This is a genomic window from Microbacterium sp. ZW T6_19 (assembly GCF_044987465.1).
In the GTDB taxonomy this organism is placed as follows: Bacteria; Actinomycetota; Actinomycetes; order Actinomycetales; family Microbacteriaceae; genus Microbacterium; species Microbacterium natoriense_A.
In genome coordinates this window covers 206,091-229,092 of the sequence record NZ_JBJDRH010000005.1, presented here as the reverse complement: position 1 = coordinate 229,092, position 23,002 = coordinate 206,091, and the positions used below count along the sequence as shown (strand labels likewise).

The window sequence follows — 23,002 nt, the reverse complement described above, 5'->3', positions numbered from 1 at the left end:
TCCGTCGGCGAACGCACTGCACTACCGTTGACGGCATGAGCCACGCAGACGACTCGTCGATCGACGCCAGGGTCGCAGCGGTCCGCAAGGATTACGCCGCCCGACTGAACCGGAAGTTCATCGTCTTCGCCGTGGTCGAGGGGGCGCTGCTCGCTCTCACCGTCATCGTGGTCTACGTGCTGGGCATGGTCGACCCCGACAACGGCCGCCTGGTGCTCGTCGGGGTCGCTCTGCTCGGCGGACTCGGGCTCAGCGCCATGCTCATGACGCACCTGCGCTCCCAGACGCAGGCGATCGCACAGGCCCGAGGAGAGAACCCGCTGTTCTGACGCGCGCCGTACCGGGCGGCCAGACGTCCGGCATCCTCGTGTGCGAAAAGTCGGACTTTCGAGTCGACACGGCGGTGACGGATGCCGCGGCACGGCGTGTCACGCCACGGCTCCGACTTTTCACACGGCCACCCCTCCCAAGTGAACCTGTGCGCACCTGCCCGGTACGCTGGAACCCATGCTCAACATGGCCGACGGCCTCGCCCGTCTCGGCGCGCTCGCCGAGAACCCGGTCGTCCGCACCCTCGCCGAGGCGTTCGCCGCGGCCGGCTTCGACCTCGCCGTCGTCGGCGGGCCGGTGCGCGACGCCCTGCTCGGACGCCCCACGCACGACCTCGACTTCACGACGAACGCGCACCCCGACGACATCCTGAAGATCGTCACGCCGATCTCCACCGCGCGCTGGGACATCGGCCGTGCGTTCGGGACGATCGGCGCCCGTGTGCAGGGCGAACAGGTCGAGATCACCACGTACCGCGCCGACAGCTACGACGGCGTGACCCGCAAGCCCACGGTCGAGTTCGGCGACACGATCGACGGCGATCTCGTCCGGCGGGACTTCACCGTCAACGCGATGGCCCTGCAGGTTCCGTCCGTGAAGCTCGTCGACCCCACAGGCGGAGTGGAAGACCTGATCTCCGGCGTCCTGCGCACGCCGACCGACCCGCACGTCTCGTTCGGCGATGACCCGCTGCGCATGCTCCGCGCCGCCCGGTTCAGCGCGCAGCTCGGCTTCTCGATCGAGCAGGCCACCGAACAGGCGATCGCGCAGCTGCGCGAGACGCTCAAGATCGTCAGCCCCGAGCGCATCCAGGGCGAACTCGTACGCCTCATGCAGACCGACGACCCGGTGCGCGGCATCCGCGTCCTGGTCGACACCGGACTCGTCGACGAGTTCCTTCCCGAGATCAGCGCCTTGCGCCTCGAGATCGACGAGCACCATCACCACAAGGACGTCTACGAGCACTCGCTGACGGTGCTCACCCAGGCGATCGAGCTCGAGCACACGCGTCACCCCGGCGCCGCGCCCGACGTGCCGCTGCGCATCGCCGCCCTGCTGCACGACATCGGCAAGCCCCGCACCCGCAAGCTCGAAGACGGCGGTGTGGTGAGCTTCCACCACCACGACGTGGTCGGTTCGCGCATGGCCCGCAAGCGCCTGCAGTCGCTGCGGTTCGACACCGATACGACGGATGCGGTGGCGACCCTCATCGAACTGCACCTGCGCTTCTTCGGCTATGCGGAGGGCGCGTGGACCGATGCCGCGGTGCGCCGCTATGTGCGCGACGCCGGTGAACTCCTCGAGCGCCTGCACATCCTGACCCGCGCCGATGTCACGACGCGCAACAAGCGCAAGGCGGCCCGGCTGGCGAGCGCATACGACGACATCGAGTCCCGCATCGCGGCGCTCCGCGAACAGGAGGAGCTCGACAGCATCCGCCCCGAGCTCGACGGCAACCAGATCCAGCAGATCCTCGGCATCGCCCCGGGTCGGGAGGTCGGCGAGGCCTACCGGTTCCTGCTGGAACTGCGCCTCGACGAGGGAGTGATCGGAGCGGATGCCGCCGAGCAGCGCCTGCGCGACTGGTGGGCGAGCCGGAGCTGAGGCCCGGCGGCGACCGATCGCCGGGACGACGGCACGAGAGCGTGAGAACCGAAAACGTGGCGCTCGGATGCGAATCGCCGAGGCACACGGTACGTGAACCCTGTTCCCCCGCGACCGCCCTGCTCGTACACTGAGACCGTCCGCTCACGATGATCGGAGACCGCTGTGGCTGCGTCGTGGAATGCGTCACGGGATGCCCCGCCTGAGGCGTCGCGACTTCTGATCGAGCGTGCCCACGAGGAGCTCATCGCCGGGAACCTCGACGACCGCAGACTTCAGCAGGTGCGCCCGCTCGTGCGGGAGTCGTGGGAGCGTTCGTGGCGCAGTCGGGTCGGCCCGGAAGGTGCGCCGCAGCTCGAACTGGTCAGCGAAGAGCTCGACCGCTATCGGCTGGCGCATCCGCTCGCTTCGGCGATGGACATGATCAGGGCGCTGCTGCTGCCCGGATCGGCGGAGGACTCCGGCGTGGTCGTCGCGGTCGGCGATCGGGCCGGACGCCTGCTCTGGATCGAGGGCGACAGTCAGTTGCGCTCGCTCACCGACGGAATGGGTTTCGTCGCCGGGGCGAACTGGGCTGAAGACGCCGTCGGCACCACGGCACCCGGCACCGCCCTCACGCTCGGTCAGTCTGTGCAGATCCGCGGGGCAGAGCACTACAACCGGCTCGTGCATCCGTGGTCGTGCACCGCGGCTCCGGTGCGAGACCCCGAGACGCACCAGTTGCTCGGTGTCATCGACATCACCGGCGGTGACGAGGTGGTGAGCCGGCAGGCGCGCCTTCTCGTCGACGCGACGGCGCGGGCGGTGGAGTCGGAGATGCTCGTCGCGAGGTTGCGTGAACGCGCCGATTCCTCCCGTCCGCCGACCCCTTCCCGCAGCGGCACGGGCACGGTGCGCGGCATCCTGCATGTCCTCGGACGCGATCGCGCCCGGCTCGAGACCGACACCGAGTTCGGTGAGAGGGTGATCGAGCTCAGCGGACGGCACGCGGCCATCATGCTCATGCTCGCCGTGCACCGGCAGGGGCTGTCGGCCGAGCGGCTCACCGAACTCGTCTACGGCGAGGGGGCGTCGCCCGACACGCTCCGCCCCGAGATGGTGCGGCTGCGCAAGGTCCTCGAGCGCACGGCGTGCGGTCTGATCCCCGAGTCGCGTCCGTACCGGCTGCCCATGCCGCTGGAGACGGATGCGCAGGACGTGCTGTCACTGCTCGATCGAGGAGCGCACAGGGTCGCTCTCACCGCATACCGCGGCCCCGTGCTTCCCGAGTCGACCTCTCCCGGTGTGGAGGAGTTCCGCGAGACGCTGCGCGCCGCGCTGCGCGAAGTGATGTTCTCCGAGGCCAGCCTCGACGTCCTGCTCGCCTATGCCGAGATACCCGAGGGGCAGAACGACGCCGAGGTGCTGAGGCTCGCACTCGAGATGCTTCCCGCGCGCTCGCCGAAGCGCGCCGCGCTCGTGGCCCGCATCGAGCGGCTCGAAGCAGAGGCCTGATCCGGCATCGCGCAACCCGATGCAACGTGACGCACGAGCGTGCAACGGTTGCAGACCTACCTTCGGACCAGAGCCGCGCAGCACCGACGCCGCGGCACCGTCGAAGGAGTCACGATGACCATCGTCGAAGAAGACGTGTCCACCGCCTACGCCGCCCCGGGGCAGCCCGGAGCCCTCGCGAACTTTCGCCCCCGTTACGGTCACTACATCGGCGGAGAGTTCGTCGAGCCCGTGAGAGGTCAGTACTTCGAGAACGTCAGCCCTGTCAACGGCAAGGCGTTCACCGAGGTCGGCCGCGGCACCAGCGAAGACATCGACCGGGCGGTCGAGGTGGCCTGGAAGGCGTTCGCGAGCTGGGGCAAGACGAGCCCGGCCGAGCGCGCCGTCATCCTCAATCGGATCGCCGACCGCATCGAGCAGCACCTCGAGGAGATCGCGATCGCCGAGACGTGGGAGAACGGCAAGCCCGTTCGGGAGACGCTCGCCGCCGACATCCCGCTCGCGATCGATCACTTCCGCTACTTCGCCGGCGTCCTGCGGGCGCAGGAGGGCGGCATCAGCCAGCTCGACGAGAACACGGTCGCGTACCACTTCCACGAGCCGCTCGGAGTCGTCGGCCAGATCATCCCCTGGAACTTCCCGATCCTGATGGCGGTGTGGAAGCTCGCTCCGGCGCTCGCCGCAGGCAACTGCGTCGTGATCAAGCCGGCAGAGCAGACGCCGGCATCACTCCTGTTCCTGTTCGACATCATCGGCGACCTGCTGCCGGCCGGCGTCGTGAACATCGTGAACGGCTTCGGCATCGAGGCGGGTGCCCCGCTCGCGCAGCACAAGCGCATCCGCAAGGTCGCGTTCACGGGTGAGACCACGACCGGTCGCCTGATCATGCAGTACGCCTCGCAGAACCTCATCCCGGTTACGCTGGAACTGGGAGGCAAGAGCCCGAACCTGTTCTTCGAAGATGTCGCCCGCGCAGACGATCCCTTCTACGACAAGGCTCTCGAGGGCTTCACGATGTTCGCGCTGAACCAGGGCGAGGTCTGCACCTGCCCCTCGCGCGCACTGATCCAGCGCTCGATCTACGACGGCTTCCTCGCCGACGGGCTCGAGCGGGTGAAGAGGGTCGTGCAGGGCAACCCGCTCGATCCCGCGACGATGATCGGCGCGCAGGCGTCGAACGACCAGCTCGAGAAGATCCTCAGCTACATCGACATCGGCAAGCAAGGCGGCGCGAAACTCCTCATCGGCGGTGAGCGTGCCGATCTCGGCGGAGACCTCAGCGAGGGCTTTTACATGCAGCCGACCGTGTTCGAGGGCACGAACGACATGCGCATCTTCCAGGAGGAGATCTTCGGACCAGTGCTGTCGGTGACGAGCTTCAGCGACTTCGACGAGGCGATCTCGATCGCGAACGACACGCTGTACGGCCTGGGCGCCGGCGTCTGGAGCCGCAGCGGAGACACCGCGTACCGCGCGGGTCGCGCGATCGAGGCCGGCCGGGTGTGGACGAACACCTATCACCAGTACCCCGCGCACGCCGCGTTCGGCGGGTACAAGCAGTCGGGCGTCGGCCGTGAGAACCACAAGATGATGCTCGATCACTACCAGCAGACCAAGAACCTCCTGGTCTCCTACGCCGAGGGACCGATGGGCTTCTTCTGATCCGCACCACCGGGCGGGCGCGATCTCGGGACGCGCCCGCCCGGCACCATGTCTCGGCGAGAGGAGCAGACATGCACCAACGGGTGGACGTGACGGATGCCGCGACATCCCTCATCCGCGAGCTCACCGCGCAGCACGGTCCGCTGATGTTCCATCAGTCGGGCGGATGCTGCGACGGCTCGGCGCCGATGTGCTATCCGATCGGCATGTTCATCACGGGGCCCGGTGACGTGCTGCTGGGCGACCTCGACGTCGGTCTCGACGATTCCGTCGAGGTGTACATGTCCGTGTCGCAGTTCGAGTACTGGAAGTACACGCATCTGACCATCGACGTGGTGCCTGGCAGGGGTGCCGGGTTCAGCGTCGAAGGGCCGACCGGCATGCGATTCCTGATCAGATCGCGGATGCTGGATGCCGCGGAGCTCGAGCACTTCGGTCTGAGCGCCTGAACCCCCGACAGTGCGCGGACCGAGGGGGTCCTCCGCTACTGCGGAGACAGTCGGCGCAACCGTCCGGCGGTGACCGCGAAAGCGATCGCCAGCAGCACGTTCAGCAGCAGGCACGCGGCGAACCCGGCGCCTCCCGCGGCCGAGAACACGTCGGCGAGCACCGCGATCACGGCGACGCCCATGGCGAGTCCCGCCTGCTGGACCGTGGCGAGAAGACCGCTCGCCATGCCGGCCAGCTCATGCGGCAGCGAACCCATGATCGTGCCGATGAGCGGCGTGTACATCAGCGCCTGCGCGAATCCGAGCAGAAGCAGCGCGGGCTGCATGCCGAGCATCGACGGCGCCGGCCACTCGAGCCACACCATGAGACCGATCGCGAGCAGCGCGACGGCCTGCACGACCGCGGACCCCCGCATGAGACTCGGCGCACCGAACCGGATCGCGAGTCGCGGCGACAAGAGCGTGCCGGTGATGAAGGCTCCGGCGAACGGCGCCAGGGAGATGCCGACCGCGAGAGGGTCGAGCCCGAGCCGGGCGGATGCCGTGGAGGAGAACAGGAAGACGAAGGCGCCGTACCCGGTGAAGAACAGGGCGGTGAGAAGGAGACCGACTCGCAGCATCGGAGTGCGGAGGACATCTCGGGGCAGCAGCGCCCTGCGCGAGGGGAGGCGGCGCTCCCACGCGGTGAGCACGATCGCGGCGAGCAGTGACGCGGCGAGGGAGGCTGCCGTCCACCACGGCCAGCCCAGGCTCCGACCGAGACCGAGGGGAACGAGGAGCGCCACGATGGCTGTCGCGAGGAGGATGCTGCCGAACACGTCGATGCCCGGCTCCGAGGGCGAGCGCGTCTCGGGGATCAGCCCGGTCACGCACAGGACGACGATCGCGAGCACCCCGATGGCGGCGAAGGCGAGGCGCCAGGAGCTCGGACCCAGAGCGGCGAGAGCACCCGCACCGATCTGGCCGACCGTGGTGCCGACGCCCAGCACGGCGGCGTAGATCGAGGTGAGCCGGGTCCGTCTGGTGCCCGACGTGGTCGCCTGGATCGTGGTCAGCGCCTGCGGCAGCAGGAGTCCGGTCGCCACACCCTGAGCCGCGCGCACCACGAGCAGACCGGCCAGACCCGGAACCAGGCTCACGGCGAGCGATGTGAAGGCGAGCAGGACGAGCCCGGCCCGGAACAGCCGTCGCCGTCCCAGGCGATCGCCGAGCCGTCCGCCGAGGACGAGCACGGCCGCGAACCCCGCCGAGAACAACGCCACGAAGAGCCCGGCGGCACCGGCATCCGCTCCCACCTCCGTCGCCACGGACGGGGCGACGATCGTCGCCGCGCCGAAGATCACGTTGGCGAGCACGGTTCCTCCGAGAAGCGCGGTCGCCCCTGCATCGGTCAGGCCGTCGGAACTCGCTCGTGGAAGGGAGATGGTCTGGGTCATGAGACCAGATTCGTCCTCATCCATCCAGGTATCCAGAGCGTGCTTATCATGGTACTGATGATGACAGCGGACAGCACGGCCACCGCCCGGCATGAGCTCGGAGCCTTTCTCCGCAATCGGAGGGAGAGGCTCAGTCCTGCGCAGGTGTCCCTTCCGCCTGGAGGCCGCAGGCGCACCCCGGGACTGCGCCGCGAAGAAGTCGCCGTCCTGGCTGGGGTGGGCGTCACCTGGTACACGTGGCTCGAGCAGGGCCGGGACATCCGCCCGTCCCCGGCCGTGCTCGACGCGATCGCCGGGGCGCTGCGCCTCGATCTCGAGGAACGCGAACACCTCTGGGTGCTCGCGACCGGCCACGCAGCACCAGGCGCGCCGCTGTCGTCGATGTGCGAGGTGGTGACCGCCGACCACCTCGCCCTGCTCGCCACGCTCATGCCGCTCCCCGCCTGCATCCAGACCGCGACATACGACATCCTCGCCAGCAACGCGGCCTATCGCTTTCTCATCGACGACCTCGATGCCGTGCCCGTCGCCGACCGCAACTGCATGGTGCGGGCGTTCCTCGATCCGGTCTGGCAGCGCTCCTACGGCGACTACGACGCGGTCACGACCCGCATGGTCGCGCGACTGCACGCCGCGATGGCCGAGCATCTGGACGATCCGGCCTGGACCGGGCTGGTCGAGAGGATGCGCACGGAATCCCCCCGCTTCGACGCGCTGTGGCAGTCCGGCGAGATCGCTCGGGACACTCCCCATGAGCAGGTGTTCCGCCATACCCGCGCCGGGTCGGTGCACGTGCGCTTCGTGCCGCTCTGGATAGATCGGGCGCGTTCGGTTCAGATCAAAGTCCTCCAGCCCGTCGATGCGTCCAGCGCGGAGGCCTTCGCCCGGATGGCGGCCGAACTCCACGACTCACCCGTCGTCACCGCGCGTCCGAAGGTGGCGGCGCGGCTCGAGTCCGCCCTCGTCGCCTGACGCCGCGTCCCATCCCGCACGGGTTTCGGTCTCGTTACGGTTTCGGGCACCCCCTCGGCATCCGGGTGCATGCATGTGCATGATGGTGCGATGAGCCCGTCCACCAGACGAGGCTGCACCTTCACAGATGGGGAGATTCATGTCTCTGCGTAAAAACACGCGAAGCCGCCTCGGCCTCGCCGTCGGCGCCCTCGGCGTCGCATCCCTGGTCCTCGCCGGCTGCGCAGCCGGCGGCGGCGACAACGGCGGGGGCGGCGGTGACGCCAAGGGCGGCGACATCATCGTCGGCACCACCGACAAGGTCACCACTCTCGACCCGGCCGGATCCTACGACAACGGTTCGCTCGCCGTGCAGATCCAGGTGTTCCCGTACCTGGTCAACACCGACTACAACAGCAACGAGGTCGTCCCCGACCTCGCCGAGTCGGCCGAGTTCACCTCGCCGACCGAGTACACGGTGACCCTTCCCAAGGGTCTGAAGTGGGCCAACGGCAACGACCTCACCTCGTCCGACGTGAAGTTCTCGTTCGAGCGCAACATCAAGATCGCCGATCCGAACGGCGCATCGAGCCTGCTCTACAACCTCGACAGCGTCGAGGCCCCCGACGACACCACGGTCGTCTTCCACCTGAAGACCGAGAACGACCAGGTGTTCCCGTTCATCCTCACGAGCTTCCCCGGCGCGATCGTCGACGACGAGGTCTTCTCGGCCGACGCCCTCACCTCGGATGACGACATCGTCAAGGCAAACGCCTTCGGCGGGGCGTACGTGATCTCCTCGTACGACTTCAACAAGACCGTCGAGTTCACGCCGAACGAGAACTACAAGGGACTGATCGACGCGCCGGTCAACAACAGCGTGGTGCTCAGCTACTTCGCCGAGTCCTCGAACCTGAAGCTCGCCGTGCAGCAGGGCGATGTCGACGTCGCCTACCGCAGCCTGTCGGCCACCGACGTCGAAGACCTCAGCGGCAACGACAAGGTCAAGGTCGTCGACGGACCCGGCGGCGAGATCCGCTACATCGTGTTCAACTTCAACACGCAGCCGTACGGCGCGACGACCGCCGAGGCCGACCCGGCCAAGGCCCTCGCCGTTCGCCAGGCCGTGGCCGACCTCGTCGACCGCGACGCCATCTCGGAGCAGGTCTACAAGGGCACCTACACCCCGCTGTACTCCTACGTCCCCGAGGGCTTCGCGGGCGCGACCGAAGCGCTGAAGGGCCTCTACGGCGACGGAAACGGCGCCCCGGATGCCGACAAGGCGAAGTCGACCCTCGAGGCCGCCGGCGTCACCACTCCGGTGAAGCTGAGCCTGCAGTACAGCCCCGACCACTACGGCCCCTCGTCGGGTGACGAGTACGCCCTGGTCAAGTCGCAGCTCGAGGACTCGGGTCTGTTCGAGGTCGACCTGAAGTCGACCGAGTGGGTGCAGTACTCCGAGGACCGCACGGCTGACGTGTACCCGGCGTACCAGCTGGGCTGGTTCCCGGACTACTCCGACGCAGACAACTACCTCACGCCCTTCTTCCTCAAGGAGAACTTCCTGGGCAACCACTACGACAACCCCGAGGTCAACGACCTGATCCTCAAGCAGGCCGTCGAGCCGGATGCCGCGACGCGTACGGCTGACATCGAGAAGATCCAGGAGCTCGTCGCCGGCGACCTGTCGACGGTTCCGCTGCTCCAGGGCGCTCAGGTGGCCGTCGCAGGCACCGACGTCGACGGCGTGACCCTCGACGCATCGTTCAAGCTGCGGTTCGCCTCCATCACCAAGTAGCATCACGATCACGACCCCGTCCGCTTCCGCTCGCCGAGTCGAAGAGGGCGGGGTCGTTGATATGCGCGAAGGACCCCTCACATGACGAGCAACGTCGCTGCGTCGTCCGCCGGGACAACCCCGGCCGACGGCCTCCCGCCCGCCCGCACAGCCCGCCGCAGATCCGGCGGAACCTCGCTGGGGCGCTACATCCTCATCCGCTTCCTCCTGATGATCCCCACCGTGCTGATCCTGGTCACGGTCGTCTTCTTCCTGATCCGGCTCACCGGCGATCCGATCACCACCGCTCTGGGCGGACAGCTGACACCCGCGCAGCTCGCCGAGCGCATCCACGCCGCGGGCTACGACCGCCCCGTGCTGGTGCAGTACTTCGAATACCTGGGTCAGATCCTGACCTTCGACTTCGGGACCACGCTCACGGGCAACCGGATGCCCGTGACAGAGGTGCTCGTCACGTACGGCAGCGCCACGCTCGAGCTCGTGATCTACGCGCTGGTCGTCGCGTTCGTCGTCGGCATCCCCCTCGGCATGGTCGCGGCCGCCAAGCGCGACCGCTGGCCCGACGCATCGCTGCGGGTCTCGGCGATCCTCTTCTACGCCACCCCGGTGTTCTTCTCGGGCCTCGTCGCCAAGCTGATCTTCTCGGTGTGGCTGGGTTGGCTGCCCGTCTCCGGCCGCGCGAACGTGCGCACCGAGATCGCGCTGAGCAAGGAGGGGACCGGCATCTACCTCATCGACGCGATCGCCTCGGGCAACCCGGCATACGTGCAGGACGTGCTGCTGCACGCGATCCTCCCCGCAGCGACTCTGGGTCTGCTCACGGCGGGTATCTTCCTGCGCCTCGTGCGCACGAACCTGATCGGCACGTACAACATGCCCTACATCGACGCGGCCCGCTCGCGCGGCGTCAGCGAAGGGCGCCTGGTCCGCACGCACGCGTACCGTCCGGCCCTGATCCCGATCATCACCGTGATCGGGCTGCAGATCGCGCTGATGCTCGGCGGCGCAGTGCTCACCGAGACGACGTTCGAGTGGAAGGGGCTCGGCTTCCAGCTGGCCGCCTACCTCGGCGCACGCGACTTCGTCGCGGTGCAGGGCATCGTCGCGATGATCGCCGTGATCGTCGCCGTCACCAACTTCGTGGTCGACATCATCGCCGCGTTCGTCGACCCGAGGGTGAGGTACTGACATGGCGAAGCCCTCGCTCTTCGACCGTCTTCCGGTGATCCATCAGCTGCGACAGAGCGTCGGTCTGCAGCGCGGCATGCTCGTCGCAGGTCTCGTGCTGACCGGTCTTTTCCTGATCACCGCTCTCTTCGCGCCGTGGCTCGCCCCGTACAGCTACGACCAGCTCAAGGGCGCCGACGGCAACTTCGGCGCCCAGCAGGCGCCGAGCGGAGCGCACCTGCTCGGCACCACCGTCGGCGGCTACGACGTGCTCTCCCGTGTCATCTGGGGATCGCGCACCGCACTGCTCGTCATCGTCGTCGCGGTCGCGCTCTCGGTCGTGATCGGCGTGCTGCTCGGCCTCGTCTCTGGATACCTCGGCGGCTGGGTCGACCGCGTGCTCGTGGTGGTCGCCGACGCGATCTACGCCTTCCCCACCCTGCTGCTCGCGATCGTCGCGGCCATCGCGATCAGCGGCGGCCAGTCGGGACTCTGGCCCGGCGTGCTCGCCGCGGCGATCTCGATCACCGTGGTCTTCGTGCCGCAGTACTTCCGCGTCGTGCGCTCCGAGGTTCTGCGCGTGAAGGCCGAGGCCTTCGTCGAGTCGGCGCGGGTCATCGGCGCGTCCACGAGCAGGATCATGTTCCGCCACGTGCTGCGCAACTCCACCCGGACCCTGCCGCTCATCGTGACCCTCAACGCGGCCGAGGCCATCTCGACCCTCGCCGCGCTCGGCTTCCTCGGCTTCGGCATCGAGCCGACCGCGGCCGCCGAGTGGGGCTTCGACCTCAACAAGTCGATCAGCGACGTCGCGGCCGGAATCTGGTGGACGGCGATCCCGCCGGGACTCGCGATCGTGTGCGTCGTGCTCGGCATCACGCTCATCGGCGAGAGCCTGAACGATCTGGCCGATCCGCGTCTGCGCGCCCGTCGCCGGGCCGGTCGCGGCACGACGCCGGCCGATGCGGTCGCGGCGACCCAGCCGGTGACCCGAGAAGACCTGGGAGAGGTGCAGTGATGACGACAGCAGTGGACATCCGCGACCTGAACATCACGTTCGCGACCGACGGCGGCGACGTGCAGGCCGTGCGAGGCGTCACCCTCGACGTGCAGACCGGCGAGGTGCTCGCGATCGTGGGCGAGTCGGGCAGCGGAAAGACCGTGACGGCGAGGTCGATCCTCGGACTGCTGCCCGAGACGGCGATCGTGGGAGGCACGGTCATCCTGGACGGCACCGAGATCACGAGACTCGACCCTGCGGGCCTGCGCGCCGTGCGCGGGCCGAAGGCCGCCATGGTGTTCCAAGAGCCCTCGAGCGCCTTGAACCCCGTGTTCCCGGTCGGCTGGCAGCTCGCCGAAGGCCTGCGGGCGCACGGCGGCGTCAGCCGCAAGGCGGCCAGGGTGCTGGCGATCGACATGCTCCGGCGCGTCGGCATCCCCGAGCCCGAGCGCCGCGTCGACGACTATCCCCACCAGTTCTCGGGCGGACAGAAGCAGCGCATCGTGATCGCGATGGCCCTCGCGCTCAAGCCGAAGGTCATCATCGCCGACGAGCCCACCACGGCGCTCGATGTCACGGTGCAGGCGGAGATCCTCGAGCTGCTGCGCAGTCTCCGCGACGAAGAAGGCACCGCGATCGTGCTCATCACGCACAACATGGGCGTGGTCGCCGATCTCGCGGATCGCGTCGCCGTGATGCTGAACGGCGAGCTCGTCGAGACTGCGCCTGTGGCCGAGCTGTTCGCGGCTCCGCAGCACGAGTACACCCAGCGCCTGCTGGCCGCCGTGCCGCGCCTTCTGGTCACCGACCGGCGGGCGCCGGAGACGGATGCCGCCCCGCTCGTGGTCGCGAAGGATCTCGTGATCGAGTATCCGGGTCGTTTCGGGCGAGGCGCATTCCGCGCCGTCAAGGGAGTGAGCTTCACGCTGTCGCCCGGCGAAGTGGTGGGGCTCGTGGGCGAGAGCGGCTCGGGCAAGAGCACGATCGGCCGGGCGATCGCGGGACTCACCCCCGTGTCCGACGGTTCGCTCGAGGTGCTCGGAATGGAGATGCTCGGCGTGCGCGAGCGGCATTTCCGGCCACTGCGCAAAGACCTCGGATTCGTGTTCCAGGATCCCGCGACGAGCTTCAACCCGCTGCTCACGATCGCGCAGAACGTGGCGGAGCCTCTGATCGTGCACGGCATGGCCAAGGACCCGTCCGACGCGCGCCCTCGGGTCGACGAACTGCTCGAGGCGGTGCAGCTGCCCGGCGCCTTCGGCGACCGCTATCCGCATGAGCTCTCGGGCGGCCAGCGTCAGCGGGCTTCGCTGGCCCGTGCGCTCGCGCTCGATCCCAAGCTGCTGATCGCCGACGAACCCACGAGCGCGCTCGACGTGTCGGTGCAGGCCAGAGTGCTCGAGCTGTTCGGCGAGGTGCAGGAGCGCTTCGGCTTCGCGACGCTGTTCATCACGCACGACCTGGCCGTCGTCGACATGCTCGCCCACAAGGTGGTCGTGCTGCATCGCGGCGAGATCGCGGAGTACGGACGCACGGCCGACGTGCTCGGCGCCCCGAAGGACGAGTACACGAAGCGCCTGATCGCGTCGCTTCCCGTTCCCGACCCGGTGGAGCAGGCGGTGCGTCGAGCCGAATGGGCCGCGTTGCACGGGTGATCGCAACCGCTTGCAACCTTCATTGGCATACCATATTGAACGCGGTGCACATACGTCAGCCCCCAGCTGACCGCACTCGCTGGCGGCTCGTCCGCCATGCAGAGGAGGTCCCCAGCTTCTTCTGATCCCGAGGGGGGATGGGGTGGGCGCTAATCCCCAAAGCAGCACCCACCCCCACACTCACCCCTCGGTGACCGCCTGACGCGACGTTCGCACTGCTCAGTGCATCGAACCGATGGCTTGCAGCGCGATCCACACGACGCCGAAAACGACAGCGACGACGATCGGCACCCACCGGAAGCCCCGCGAGAGCCGACGGCCTTCGTGCGCCACGCCAGGGGGCGGGGTGAGCATCCCCGCCGGCGCTGCGAAGGGCAGCGCCGTGGCATCCCTCGCCTGTCCCGCAGATGAGGCGAGCGGTGGATTCGCGACCAGCAGCCGCTCGTCGCGCCACCGCGCCCACTGGTCGAGTTTCACCAGCAGAGCCCCCACCGCGCCGAACAACCAGGCCCACGTCGCGGGGTCGAGAGTCGAGGCCTTGCGCTGCGTGTACAGGAACAGCCAGTCGTCGACGATCTCGACGTCGAGCTCGGCCGCGTTGTCGATGAAACGCGCCATGATGTCGGGTGTGAACAGGTAGAGGGCGTCGCTCTCGTACCCCTCGGGGCAGTACAGGTCGAAGTACCGATCGAAGTCGCCCTCGAGCGACAGCCGCTGCGCCTTGCGGAAGGCGGCCGGCAGGTTGGATCCGAAGGAGTTGTTGCCCTTGGCGTCGAGCACGATGTTCGGCAGCGGCACGTCGAGCTTCACCGCCACGTAGCCCCAGTTGTGCGTGGTCGAGTTCTTGCCCGATCCGGTCGTGTACTGGAAGTTCCCGAACTCGGCGAAGCGGGGTGTGGTGCCGCGGACGACGTCGGTCGAGGCCCGGGAGCGGCCGATGCCGAAGACCATCCCCGGCAGCGGAGGGTCGGCGATCCTCGCCTCGTAGGTCATGCCGTTCGCCTGCGCGAAGCGGTTCAGGCGGTAGCGGGTCGTGCGCGCTCGACGCCAGCCGGCCAGCGAGAGCACGATGCCGAGCACGGCGGCGACGCCGATCAACGCGAAGGGGATCAGGCCGCCGCGTCCGCCGGAGCCGGAGCCGGAGAGCACCGCGACCATGACGGACACGAGGACAGGCACCATGATGACCGCCGAGAGCGCGATAACGACGACGGCGATGATGGCCCCCGCGTTCATGGTCGCGGTCCCTCGTGCTCGCAGCTCGGCCGCGAAGGCCCGCACCGCCCGAGGATCGACCGGTTCTGTGAGGGGTCGGGCGTCGAAGGTCGCCTGCGTCGGCGGTGTCATCGGCGCGCCCCGACGGCGCGCAAGGCGAGATCCGTGAACCACTGCATGCGTTCACGCTACCCGCGGTGCGCCACAGCGCACGGGTGCGTCGCCGGGTGCGGCAGACTGTCCCCATGAGTCAGGTCGCCACCGTGCCCGCCGAGCGCGTGTTCCGCCGGCATCCGCTTCGCATCGCTCTCGGAGCCCTCATGCTGTCCGCCGTGCTGTCGACGGCCGCTCTGTTCATCATCCCGGGATTCCTTCCCCGCACGATGAACATCTCCACGCGGGGCCGGATCGTGCTCGTGGCGGCGATCGTGCTGACGATCGCCGTGTGGGTGGGGGCCTTCTGGCTCCGGAACATCCGGGTGATCGTGCGTCCCGGCACGGTCGACATCGGACGGCCCGGAGGCATGCAGACATACGCCAGAGACACCACCGCGTTCCGGTCGAAAGTCACCGAGCACCGCACCAACGGCTTGCGCACGGGCACGACCCGCGCGCTGGTCGTCTGGACCGACGGACGCGAGACCGTGATCGACCTGCCCGGATTCTCGAGGACCGTCTTCAACGAGCTGATGGCCGAGCTCGCTCCGATCGCTCAGCCGCCGGCCGCCGATCCGGTCGCGGCCGCGCGCGAGCGCGCGAAACTGCCCACGACGTTCCGGCTCGACTCGTCGGGCGAACGACGCATAGGGCGCGGCTTCCTGATCACGGCGATCGTGCTGTTCGCGATGACTCTCGGCGTGACCCTGCTCGTGCTGACCCCGGGCTTCCTCGACGGCGATCTCTCGGCGCTCGTCCTGCTGATCCCCTTCGCAGGCATCGCCGCCATCGGCTTCGCGATCGGAGCCGCGCAGCGCTACCGGGCGGTGAGACGGACTCCGGCGCAGATCGTCGTGGGCCCGCACGGCCTGCGCATGGGCGAAGAGGACCATCCCTATTCGCTGCTTGCGCGCATCTGGCTGACGCCGCCCGCATACCCGGTGCACCGGATCCGGCTCGACAAGCGGGGAGGGCGAGCAATCACCTGCATCCTGGGATCGACGCGCGTGACGATGACGCCGACCTACGAGGAATTCGTCCTCGCTCTGCGCTCCGAGACCGCAGGTCTGCCCGGCCTCGTCTCGCTCGATCTGGAGTGACGATGTTCGCGCCGGACTATCCGATCCGCACCGAGCGTCTGCTGCTGCGACCGATCGAGGCCGCCGATGCGGCGCCCATGCTCGACTACAAGGCCGACGCCGAGAACGTCCGCTACGTCCCGTACGGGCCGCTCACCCTCGCCGAGATCGAGGAGAGGATCGCCACGCGCTGGGCGGGGACCCGATTCGAGAAGCAGGATGACGCGGTGTGCCTCGCGGTCGAAGAGCGGGAGAGCGGACGCCTGGTCGGCGACGTCGTGCTGTTCTGGCGCAGCGAGAACGACCGAGAGGGTGAAGTCGGGTACATCCTCGATCCCCGGTTCTCGGGGCGGGGTTACGCGGCGGAGGCCGTGGCCGCTCTGCTCGCGGTGGGATTCGACGGACTGGGACTTCACCGCATCGCGGCACGCATCGACGAGCGGAACGCGGCATCCGTCCGAGTCGTCGAGCGACTCGGCTTCCGTCGCGAGGCCCGACTGGTGGAGAGCTCGTGGTTCAAAGGCGAATGGACGACGTTGCTGATCTACGCGTTGCTGGAGGACGAGTGGAGATCGTCCATAATCGAGGGGTGACCGCGACAGCATCCATCCCCTCCCTCGACGGCCGCCGATTCCGGATGGTCTCGTCGACCACTTCGGCGGTCGACCCCGACTCTCCCAGCGTCTTCAGCTACTGGGAGCGCGACGGCGCGATCTGGGGGGACTACGAGGGCGACACCGTCACCTTCGGCCGCTTCGTCGGCACGCGCACGGGCGACACGATCTGGGTGTCGTTCGTCCACGTGCTCGCCGCGGATGGAACGGTGGTCACGGGCGACGGCGAGAGCGAGCTCGAGGTCACGGATGCCGGGCTCATCCGCCTCGTGGAGCACTACGAGATGCACGGCGCGCCGCAGCTCAGCGTGTGCGAGGAGATCCCGGCGGCCTGAGCCGCGACGGCTTCACCGAGGCGGAAGGGTGTCGCGACCCGGCGTCGCGGGTGTCCACCGCGTCATGCCGAGCGGGATCTCGGTGTTCCGCTCCGGGAGATCGGAGGGGAGCAGGAACGACCGGCGCACGACCTCGTCGAGCACCACCACGCTCACGACCGTGCGCACCTCGGGCAGCTGGGCGATGACTCCGGTCGAGAACTCGTGCACACCGCTCACGTCCACTGCGCGGATCAGCAGCATCGCGTCGTGCTCGCCGGTGGTGATCGCGCACCACTCGACGTCGGGCATCTCCGAGACGCGCTCGCGGAAAGACGTCCATGCCTGGGGGAGCACGGTGACGAAGACGAGCGCGCCGATCGACAGTCCCGCCTTCGCGGGGTCGATGCGTGCGCTGAACCCGGTGATGACGCCGTCGTGCACGAGAGACTCGACCCTCGTGTACGCATTGGCTCGGGAGATGCCCACCTTCTCGGCGAGGGCGGCGATCGAGACGCGCCCGTTCTCGCGGAGCACGTCGAGAATTCTGTACGCGATGTCGTCGAGTGGCATGGCACTTCGTCCAGATTGCTTCAGGACTTCGGCGTCCCTGCTGGACATATTGCACCTCCTGGCTAGGGCTGGAATCAGATCCAACCAGCGTTACGCATTCTTGATAGACAGATCGTCGCACATCATGGGAATCTGTTGAAGGTCGTCCACATCGGGCGGCCTACCCGAAATGTACTCCTCGCCCCTGGAGGCCACCATGGTGACGCGTCGCAGCACCTCTCTCATCGCCCTGGGAGCCGTCGCGCTCCTCGCCCTCGCCGGCTGCTCCGGCGGCAACTCCGCGAACGGCGGAGGCAACGCGTCGAAGGGCGACTCGCTCGTCATCGACACCGCCTTCTCCATCGAGACCGGCGACCCCGGCCACACCTACGACCCCACCGGCAACATGATCGCGAAGGCCCTCTACGAGACCCTCGTCGACTTCAAGGGCTCCGACGTGTCGACTCCGATCGCCGGTCTCGCGTCGTGGAAGCAGAACGACGCCGCGACCGAGTTCACCTTCACCCTCGAGGGAGACCGGGTCTTCTCCGACGGTTCGCCCATCGAGGCGAAGGACGTCGTGTTCTCCCTGCAGCGCATCCAGGGCATGGAGGATGCCAAGCCGAACTTCCTGCTCGGCGGGCTCACCGTCGCCGAAGTCGACGACAAGACCGTGAAGATCACCTCCGAGACTCCGCTGCTGCAGCTGCCGGCGATCCTCGCGAACCCGGCACTCGGCATCGTGAACTCCGATGTCGTGATCGAGAACGGCGGCGCCACCGACGGATCGGACAGCGCGCAGAAGTACCTCGACGGCGCCTCTGCAGGCTCCGGTCCCTACGTGCTGGACACCCTCGACCTCTCCTCGCAGGTCGTGCTGAAGAAGAGCGACGAGTACAACGGCGACGAGAAGGCCGGTTACGACCGCGTCGTCGTGCGCAACGTCTCCGAGAGCGCCACGCAGCTCGCCAACCTCAAGGGCGGCGACTCGATGGTCGCGATGGATCTCAACGGCGACCAGGTCGCCGGTCTCGGCGACGGCGTGAAGGTCGACTCGGTGCCCTCGGGCCAGACCATCTTCCTGCTGCTGAACCAGTCTCCGGCCGTCGCCGGCGATCTCGCCAACGTGAAGATCGCCGAGGCGATCCGCTACTCGCTCGACTACGACGCCCTGCTCGAGCTCGCCGGAGCAGGCGCCGTGCAGGCGACCGGCGTGATCCCTCCCGGGTTCGAGGGCGCTCTCGAGTCCGGTGTGAAGCCTGACGCGGAGAAGGCCAAGGCCGCGCTGGCCGAGGCCGGTTACACGGGCCAGACGCTGAAGCTGCAGTTCCCGAACGACTACCCGGTCGGCGGCGTCGAGTTCACCCCGCTCGCCGAGCGCGTCCAGGCGCAGCTGAAGGACGCGGGCATCAACGTCGAACTGGCGCCGCAGCCCTTCGCGACCGAGCTCGACGCCTACGTCGGCGGCACCGAGGGCTTCGGCCTCTGGTTCTGGGGCCCCGACTACGCCGACTCGGCCAACTTCCTGCCCTTCGCCCCCGGCCTCAAGGTCGGTCTGCGCTCGGGCTGGGCGGCCGAGGCGAACCCCGAGATCGCGCAGATCGCGGCGGATGCAGCCAGCGCCACGGATGCGGCGACCCGCGCCGACGACTTCACCGCCTTCGCCGAGGCGATGCAGGCCGAGGGCCCCTTCGTGCCGCTGATCGTCCCCGGCCGCAACATCGCCACCGCCGACGACGTCACCGGTGCGGTGTACAACTCCGTCTGGGAGATGGACATCGCCGAGATCAACCCCGCCGGCTGAGGGCCTCATGACGACGGTGGCGGTGCAGAGACAGGCGCAACGGCGCAGGTCTCCGCTGATCGGATACCTGCTGCGCCGGATCGGCACCTCGCTGCTCCTGCTGGTGGGCGTCACGATCGTGACATTCGCGCTCACGAACCTGGTGCCTGGCGACCCGATCTCCGCGGCACTGGGTGAGGGCGCGTCGCAGAACCCCGCGACGCGCGACGCGTTCATCGCCGCGCACGGTCTCGATCAGCCGCTCATCGTGCAGTACTTCATCTACATGGGGAACCTCCTCCGAGGAGACCTCGGCACGTCGCTGGTGACCGGACGCCCGGTCACCAGCGACCTCGCCACCGCGGTGCCGGCGACGATCGAGGTGGCCATCGCCGCGATCATCCTCAGCCTCGTCGTCAGCATCGTGCTGGGCACGCTCGCCGCCTACCGCCGCGGGCTCGTGACCGATCAGGTCATCCGCGTCGTGACCCTCGTCGGTCTCAGCGTCCCGACCTTCTGGCTCGCTCTGGTCAGCTTCTACGTGTTCTTCCTGCAGCTGCACATCGCCCCGGGCTCCGGGCGCATCTCGCCGTCGATCACCCCGCCGCCGACCGTCACCGGCATGTACACGATCGACTTCCTCCTGAACGGCGACGGCGTGGGCTACTTCGATGCACTGGCACACCTCGCCCTGCCCGTCCTCGTGCTCTCGCTCGTCACGATCGGGTTGCTCACCCGATTCATCCGCACCTCGGTGCTCGAGGTGCTCGGCAGCGACTACGTGCGGGCGGCGCGGGCCAAGGGCCTGCCGGCGATGCGCGTGATCCTCGATTACGTGCTCCGCGGAGCCTCCCTCCCGATCCTCACCGTCGTCGGCGTCGCCTTCGGCTCGCTGCTCTCTGGCACGGTGCTCGTCGAGTCGGTGTTCGCCTGGCCGGGCCTCGGCACCTACGCCTACAACTCGGCGTCCAACCTCGACCTCCCCGGCATCATGGGCGTCGGTCTCGTGGTCGGGCTCATCTACCTCCTCATCAACTTCGTCGTCGACCTGCTGTACGGCGTCCTCGACCCGAGAGTGAGGATCGCATGAGCAGCATCGACGCCGCATCCGGACCCTGGCGCATCCGTCTCCGCTGGCCGCGCGCCTGGCGCACCCCGCTCGGGGTCATCGGCACGGTCATCGCCCTGGCGTGGGTCATCATCGCCTTCACCGCGCAGTGGTGGGTCCCGTTCGATCCGAACGCCCAGGCGCTGCCCCGCCTGCAGCCGCCAGGCATCGACACGCTGCTCGGCACCGACGGCAACGGTCGCGACATCTTCTCCCGCCTGATGACGGGTGCGACAGTGAGCCTGCCTCTCGCGCTCATGCTCGTGATCGCGGCGATGATCATCGGCACCACGATCGGCGCGCTCGCCGGATACTTCGGCGGCTGGGTCGACGAGACGCTCATGCGCATCACCGACCTCTTCATGGCGTTCCCCACCGTGATCCTTGCCATGGTGGTCGCGGCATCCCTCGGCCCGTCGCTGTTCAACGCGGTGATCGCGGCGATCGTCGTCTCCTGGCCGCAGTACTCGCGCGTCACGCGCAGCATCGTGCTGGGCCTGCGCGGCCAGAACTACGTGATCGCGGGGCGGCTGCTCGGTCACTCGCCGCTGCGCACGCTGTTCGTCGACATCCTGCCGAACATCGCCGGTCCCATGCTCGTGCTCGCGACCCTCGACATCGGCGCCGCCATCCTGCTGCTCTCCGGTCTCTCATTCCTCGGTCTCGGCGCCCAGCCGCCGACCGCGGAGTGGGGCTCGATGATCTCGGCCGCGATCCAGAACTTCGACGCCTGGTGGCTCGGCGTCTTCCCCGGTCTCGCGATCCTCACGGTCGTGCTCGCCTTCAACTTCCTCGGCGATGCGATGAGAGACGTGCTCGACCCGACCGCCGAGATGACGCACGAGAAGCAGGCGGAGCACAAGGCAGACGCGAAGGGAGCCATCGCATGACCGCGGCGCTCAGCATCCGCGATCTGACGATCGACATCGGCCGTCCGCTCGTCCGTGGAGTCTCGCTCGAGCTCGAGGCCGGACGCATCCACGGTCTCGCCGGAGAATCCGGTTCGGGCAAGACGCTCACCTCGCTCGCCGTCCTCGGGCTCCTCCCGCGACAGGCCCGCACCGGCGGATCGATCTCCTTGGCGGGGGAGGAGCTGCTCGGCATGCGCCGGCGCGACCTCAACCGCATCCGCGGCAGGCGGATCGCCATGGTGTTCCAGGACCCCTCGGCGTCGCTGCACCCGCAGCTGCCCGTGGGGCGCCAGCTCACCGACCACCTGCGAGTGCATCTCTCTCTCACGAAGGACGCCGCGAGGACCCGGGCGATCGAGCTGCTCGAGACGGTGCAGGTGCCGAACCCGGCCGAGGCGCTGAAGCGCTATCCGCATCAGTTCTCGGGCGGACAGCGTCAGCGCATCGCGATCGCGTGCGCGCTCGCGTGCGACCCCGACGTGCTGCTGGCCGACGAGCCCACGACCGCGCTCGACGTCACGGTGCAGGCCGGGATCCTGCGGCTGCTGCGCGACCTCGCGACCCAGCGGAACCTCGCGGTGCTCCTCGTCACGCACGATCTGGGCGTGATGAGCGCGATCGCCGACGAGGTCGCCGTCATGAAGAACGGCGAGATCGTCGAGCGGGCCGACCGCGAGACGCTGTTCCGCGATCCGCAGCACGAGTACACCCGCACGCTGCTCGCCGCCCTGCCTGGTTCGAGGATCGAAGAGGCCGATGCGGCAGACGAAGCGGATGCCGCGACCGAGGAGGCCGCAGATGAGTGAAGTCGCCGTCCTCGATGCGCGCGACGTGGTCGTGCGCTACCCGGGCAACCCGCCGGTCGTCGCCGTCGACAGCGTCTCGCTGAGCGTGGCGCCGGGGGAGACCGTCGCCCTGGTCGGCGAATCCGGCAGCGGCAAGTCGAGCCTCGCCCGCGCAGCCGTCGGCATCGAGAAGCTCGCCGGCGGCGCCGTGCTGTTCCACGACGCCCCCGTGACTCCGCTCGGCATCCGCCGCCGGTCGATCGCGCTCACCGGCATCCAGATGGTCTTCCAGGACCCGGCGACCTCGTTGAACCCGCGTCGCCGCATCGGCGACCAGATCGCCGATGGCATCGCGACGGCTCTGGCGCGAGGAGCTGCAGGCTCGACGGTCGAGGAGTGGCTCGAGAAGGTCGGGCTTCCCGCGAACGTGGTGTCGCGCTACCCGCACCAGTTCTCCGGCGGTCAGAAGCAGCGCATCGCGATCGCGCGAGCGCTCGCCGCACGGCCGTCGCTGCTGGTCGCCGACGAGCCGATCTCGGCGCTGGACGCGTCGACGCAGACGAGCGTCGCCGGTCTCATGCGCGATCTCGTGGCCGAGGCGGGCGCCGGCATGCTGTTCATCTCGCACGACCTCGCCGTGGTCCGCCGCATCGCAGACCGCACGGTGGTGCTCTACGGGGGCCGCGTGATGGAGTCGGGCGCGACGGACCGCGTGTGGTCGAGCCCTCAGCATCCGTACACCCGGGCGCTGCTGGCGGCCATTCCCGAACCCGACGGCGCGGGGCGCATTCCCGAGGCGCCCTCGACGGAGGATCGGATGCTGTGGTCGGAAGTGGCTCCGGTCATCGACTGAGGCGTCGCGCTCCGAGCCCTGACGGGAAAGTCGCGACGGCTCGTCGGAGGCGGATCCTGTCGGTGTTCCCGTGCGATCGAGCTGT

The 23,002-nt window shown here is 68.5% G+C and carries 21 protein-coding genes; 18 read left to right on the top strand and 3 right to left on the bottom strand.

What is annotated here, in order from left to right; translation table 11 throughout:
* Positions 1 to 35: 35 nt before the first annotated feature.
* The 5 genes from ACI3KT_RS09990 (at position 36) to ACI3KT_RS09970 (ending at position 5,540) form a co-directional block, all read left to right on the top strand.
* The gene (locus ACI3KT_RS09990; protein ID WP_292908494.1) at positions 36 to 329 is read left to right on the top strand and encodes a hypothetical protein; all 294 of its coding nucleotides are present in this window, start codon (positions 36 to 38) and stop codon (positions 327 to 329) included.
* Between the two features lie 178 nt (positions 330 to 507).
* Positions 508 to 1,935, top strand: coding sequence for a CCA tRNA nucleotidyltransferase (locus tag ACI3KT_RS09985; RefSeq protein ID WP_404903991.1), 1,428 nt, complete (start codon positions 508 to 510; stop codon positions 1,933 to 1,935).
* A gap of 165 nt (positions 1,936 to 2,100) precedes the next feature.
* Positions 2,101 to 3,429, top strand: a complete 1,329-nt coding sequence (locus ACI3KT_RS09980) for a transcriptional regulator (RefSeq protein ID WP_404903989.1) — start codon at positions 2,101 to 2,103, stop codon at positions 3,427 to 3,429.
* 114 nt (positions 3,430 to 3,543) lie between these two features.
* Positions 3,544 to 5,091 carry an aldehyde dehydrogenase family protein gene (locus ACI3KT_RS09975; RefSeq protein ID WP_404903987.1) on the top strand — a complete coding sequence of 516 codons (1,548 nt, stop codon included), beginning with the start codon at positions 3,544 to 3,546 and terminating at the stop codon, positions 5,089 to 5,091.
* Positions 5,092 to 5,162: 71 nt separating this feature from the next.
* The gene (locus ACI3KT_RS09970) at positions 5,163 to 5,540 is read left to right on the top strand and encodes a DUF779 domain-containing protein (RefSeq protein WP_404903985.1); all 378 of its coding nucleotides are present in this window, start codon (positions 5,163 to 5,165) and stop codon (positions 5,538 to 5,540) included.
* A 35-nt stretch (positions 5,541 to 5,575) separates the two neighbouring features.
* Here ACI3KT_RS09970 and ACI3KT_RS09965 read toward each other — a convergent pair whose 3' ends face one another.
* Complete coding sequence (locus tag ACI3KT_RS09965; protein WP_404903983.1) at positions 5,576 to 6,976, bottom strand: MFS transporter; 1,401 nt, start codon at positions 6,974 to 6,976, stop codon at positions 5,576 to 5,578.
* Between the two features lie 57 nt (positions 6,977 to 7,033).
* On the opposite strand from ACI3KT_RS09965, the gene ACI3KT_RS09960 reads away from it, so the two are divergent.
* The 5 genes from ACI3KT_RS09960 (at position 7,034) to ACI3KT_RS09940 (ending at position 13,547) form a co-directional block, all read left to right on the top strand.
* A complete protein-coding gene (locus tag ACI3KT_RS09960) occupies positions 7,034 to 7,948 on the top strand; it encodes a helix-turn-helix transcriptional regulator (protein WP_307293134.1) in 915 nt (304 codons plus the stop codon).
* Between the two features lie 139 nt (positions 7,949 to 8,087).
* Entirely contained in the window at positions 8,088 to 9,725 is a 1,638-nt protein-coding gene (locus tag ACI3KT_RS09955; RefSeq protein ID WP_292908506.1) for an ABC transporter substrate-binding protein, read from the top strand.
* Positions 9,726 to 9,806: 81 nt separating this feature from the next.
* Positions 9,807 to 10,913, top strand: coding sequence for an ABC transporter permease (locus ACI3KT_RS09950; RefSeq protein ID WP_404903981.1), 1,107 nt, complete (start codon positions 9,807 to 9,809; stop codon positions 10,911 to 10,913).
* 1 nt (position 10,914) lies between these two features.
* Positions 10,915 to 11,910, top strand: a complete 996-nt coding sequence (locus ACI3KT_RS09945; protein WP_292908510.1) for an ABC transporter permease — start codon at positions 10,915 to 10,917, stop codon at positions 11,908 to 11,910.
* Positions 11,910 to 13,547, top strand: a complete 1,638-nt coding sequence (locus ACI3KT_RS09940; protein ID WP_404903979.1) for an ABC transporter ATP-binding protein — start codon at positions 11,910 to 11,912, stop codon at positions 13,545 to 13,547. Before ACI3KT_RS09945 ends, ACI3KT_RS09940 begins: the two co-directional genes overlap by 1 nt.
* 219 nt (positions 13,548 to 13,766) lie before the next feature.
* On the opposite strand, the gene ACI3KT_RS09935 is transcribed toward ACI3KT_RS09940, so the two are convergent.
* The gene (locus ACI3KT_RS09935; protein WP_404903977.1) at positions 13,767 to 14,894 is read right to left on the bottom strand and encodes a hypothetical protein; all 1,128 of its coding nucleotides are present in this window, start codon (positions 14,892 to 14,894) and stop codon (positions 13,767 to 13,769) included.
* Between the two features lie 113 nt (positions 14,895 to 15,007).
* On the opposite strand from ACI3KT_RS09935, the gene ACI3KT_RS09930 reads away from it, so the two are divergent.
* From ACI3KT_RS09930 to ACI3KT_RS09920, 3 genes are read left to right on the top strand one after another with little or no spacing between them, the layout of a single operon-like run.
* The gene (locus ACI3KT_RS09930; protein ID WP_404903976.1) at positions 15,008 to 16,018 is read left to right on the top strand and encodes a hypothetical protein; all 1,011 of its coding nucleotides are present in this window, start codon (positions 15,008 to 15,010) and stop codon (positions 16,016 to 16,018) included.
* Between the two features lie 2 nt (positions 16,019 to 16,020).
* Positions 16,021 to 16,590, top strand: coding sequence for a GNAT family N-acetyltransferase (locus tag ACI3KT_RS09925; RefSeq protein WP_292908518.1), 570 nt, complete (start codon positions 16,021 to 16,023; stop codon positions 16,588 to 16,590).
* Positions 16,587 to 16,946, top strand: a complete 360-nt coding sequence (locus ACI3KT_RS09920; RefSeq protein WP_404903974.1) for a hypothetical protein — start codon at positions 16,587 to 16,589, stop codon at positions 16,944 to 16,946. The genes ACI3KT_RS09925 and ACI3KT_RS09920 overlap by 4 nt, the downstream gene beginning before the upstream one ends.
* 12 nt (positions 16,947 to 16,958) lie before the next feature.
* Here ACI3KT_RS09920 and ACI3KT_RS09915 read toward each other — a convergent pair whose 3' ends face one another.
* Complete coding sequence (locus ACI3KT_RS09915; RefSeq protein ID WP_292908522.1) at positions 16,959 to 17,498, bottom strand: Lrp/AsnC family transcriptional regulator; 540 nt, start codon at positions 17,496 to 17,498, stop codon at positions 16,959 to 16,961.
* A 196-nt stretch (positions 17,499 to 17,694) separates the two neighbouring features.
* Here ACI3KT_RS09915 and ACI3KT_RS09910 point away from each other — a divergent pair, with 196 nt between their 5' ends.
* Genes ACI3KT_RS09910 through ACI3KT_RS09890 form a run of 5 tightly spaced genes read left to right on the top strand, consistent with a single transcriptional unit; the run spans position 17,695 to position 22,917 of the window.
* A complete protein-coding gene (locus ACI3KT_RS09910) occupies positions 17,695 to 19,281 on the top strand; it encodes an ABC transporter substrate-binding protein (protein ID WP_404903972.1) in 1,587 nt (528 codons plus the stop codon).
* Positions 19,282 to 19,288: 7 nt separating this feature from the next.
* Complete coding sequence (locus ACI3KT_RS09905) at positions 19,289 to 20,350, top strand: ABC transporter permease (protein WP_404903970.1); 1,062 nt, start codon at positions 19,289 to 19,291, stop codon at positions 20,348 to 20,350.
* Positions 20,347 to 21,258 carry an ABC transporter permease gene (locus ACI3KT_RS09900; RefSeq protein ID WP_307293111.1) on the top strand — a complete coding sequence of 304 codons (912 nt, stop codon included), beginning with the start codon at positions 20,347 to 20,349 and terminating at the stop codon, positions 21,256 to 21,258. The genes ACI3KT_RS09905 and ACI3KT_RS09900 overlap by 4 nt, the downstream gene beginning before the upstream one ends.
* On the top strand, positions 21,255 to 22,085 hold the full coding sequence (locus tag ACI3KT_RS09895; RefSeq protein ID WP_404903968.1) for an ABC transporter ATP-binding protein: 831 nt from the start codon (positions 21,255 to 21,257) through the stop codon (positions 22,083 to 22,085). Before ACI3KT_RS09900 ends, ACI3KT_RS09895 begins: the two co-directional genes overlap by 4 nt.
* Complete coding sequence (locus ACI3KT_RS09890; protein ID WP_292908532.1) at positions 22,078 to 22,917, top strand: ABC transporter ATP-binding protein; 840 nt, start codon at positions 22,078 to 22,080, stop codon at positions 22,915 to 22,917. The genes ACI3KT_RS09895 and ACI3KT_RS09890 overlap by 8 nt, the downstream gene beginning before the upstream one ends.
* The last annotated feature ends 85 nt before the right edge of the window (positions 22,918 to 23,002 follow it).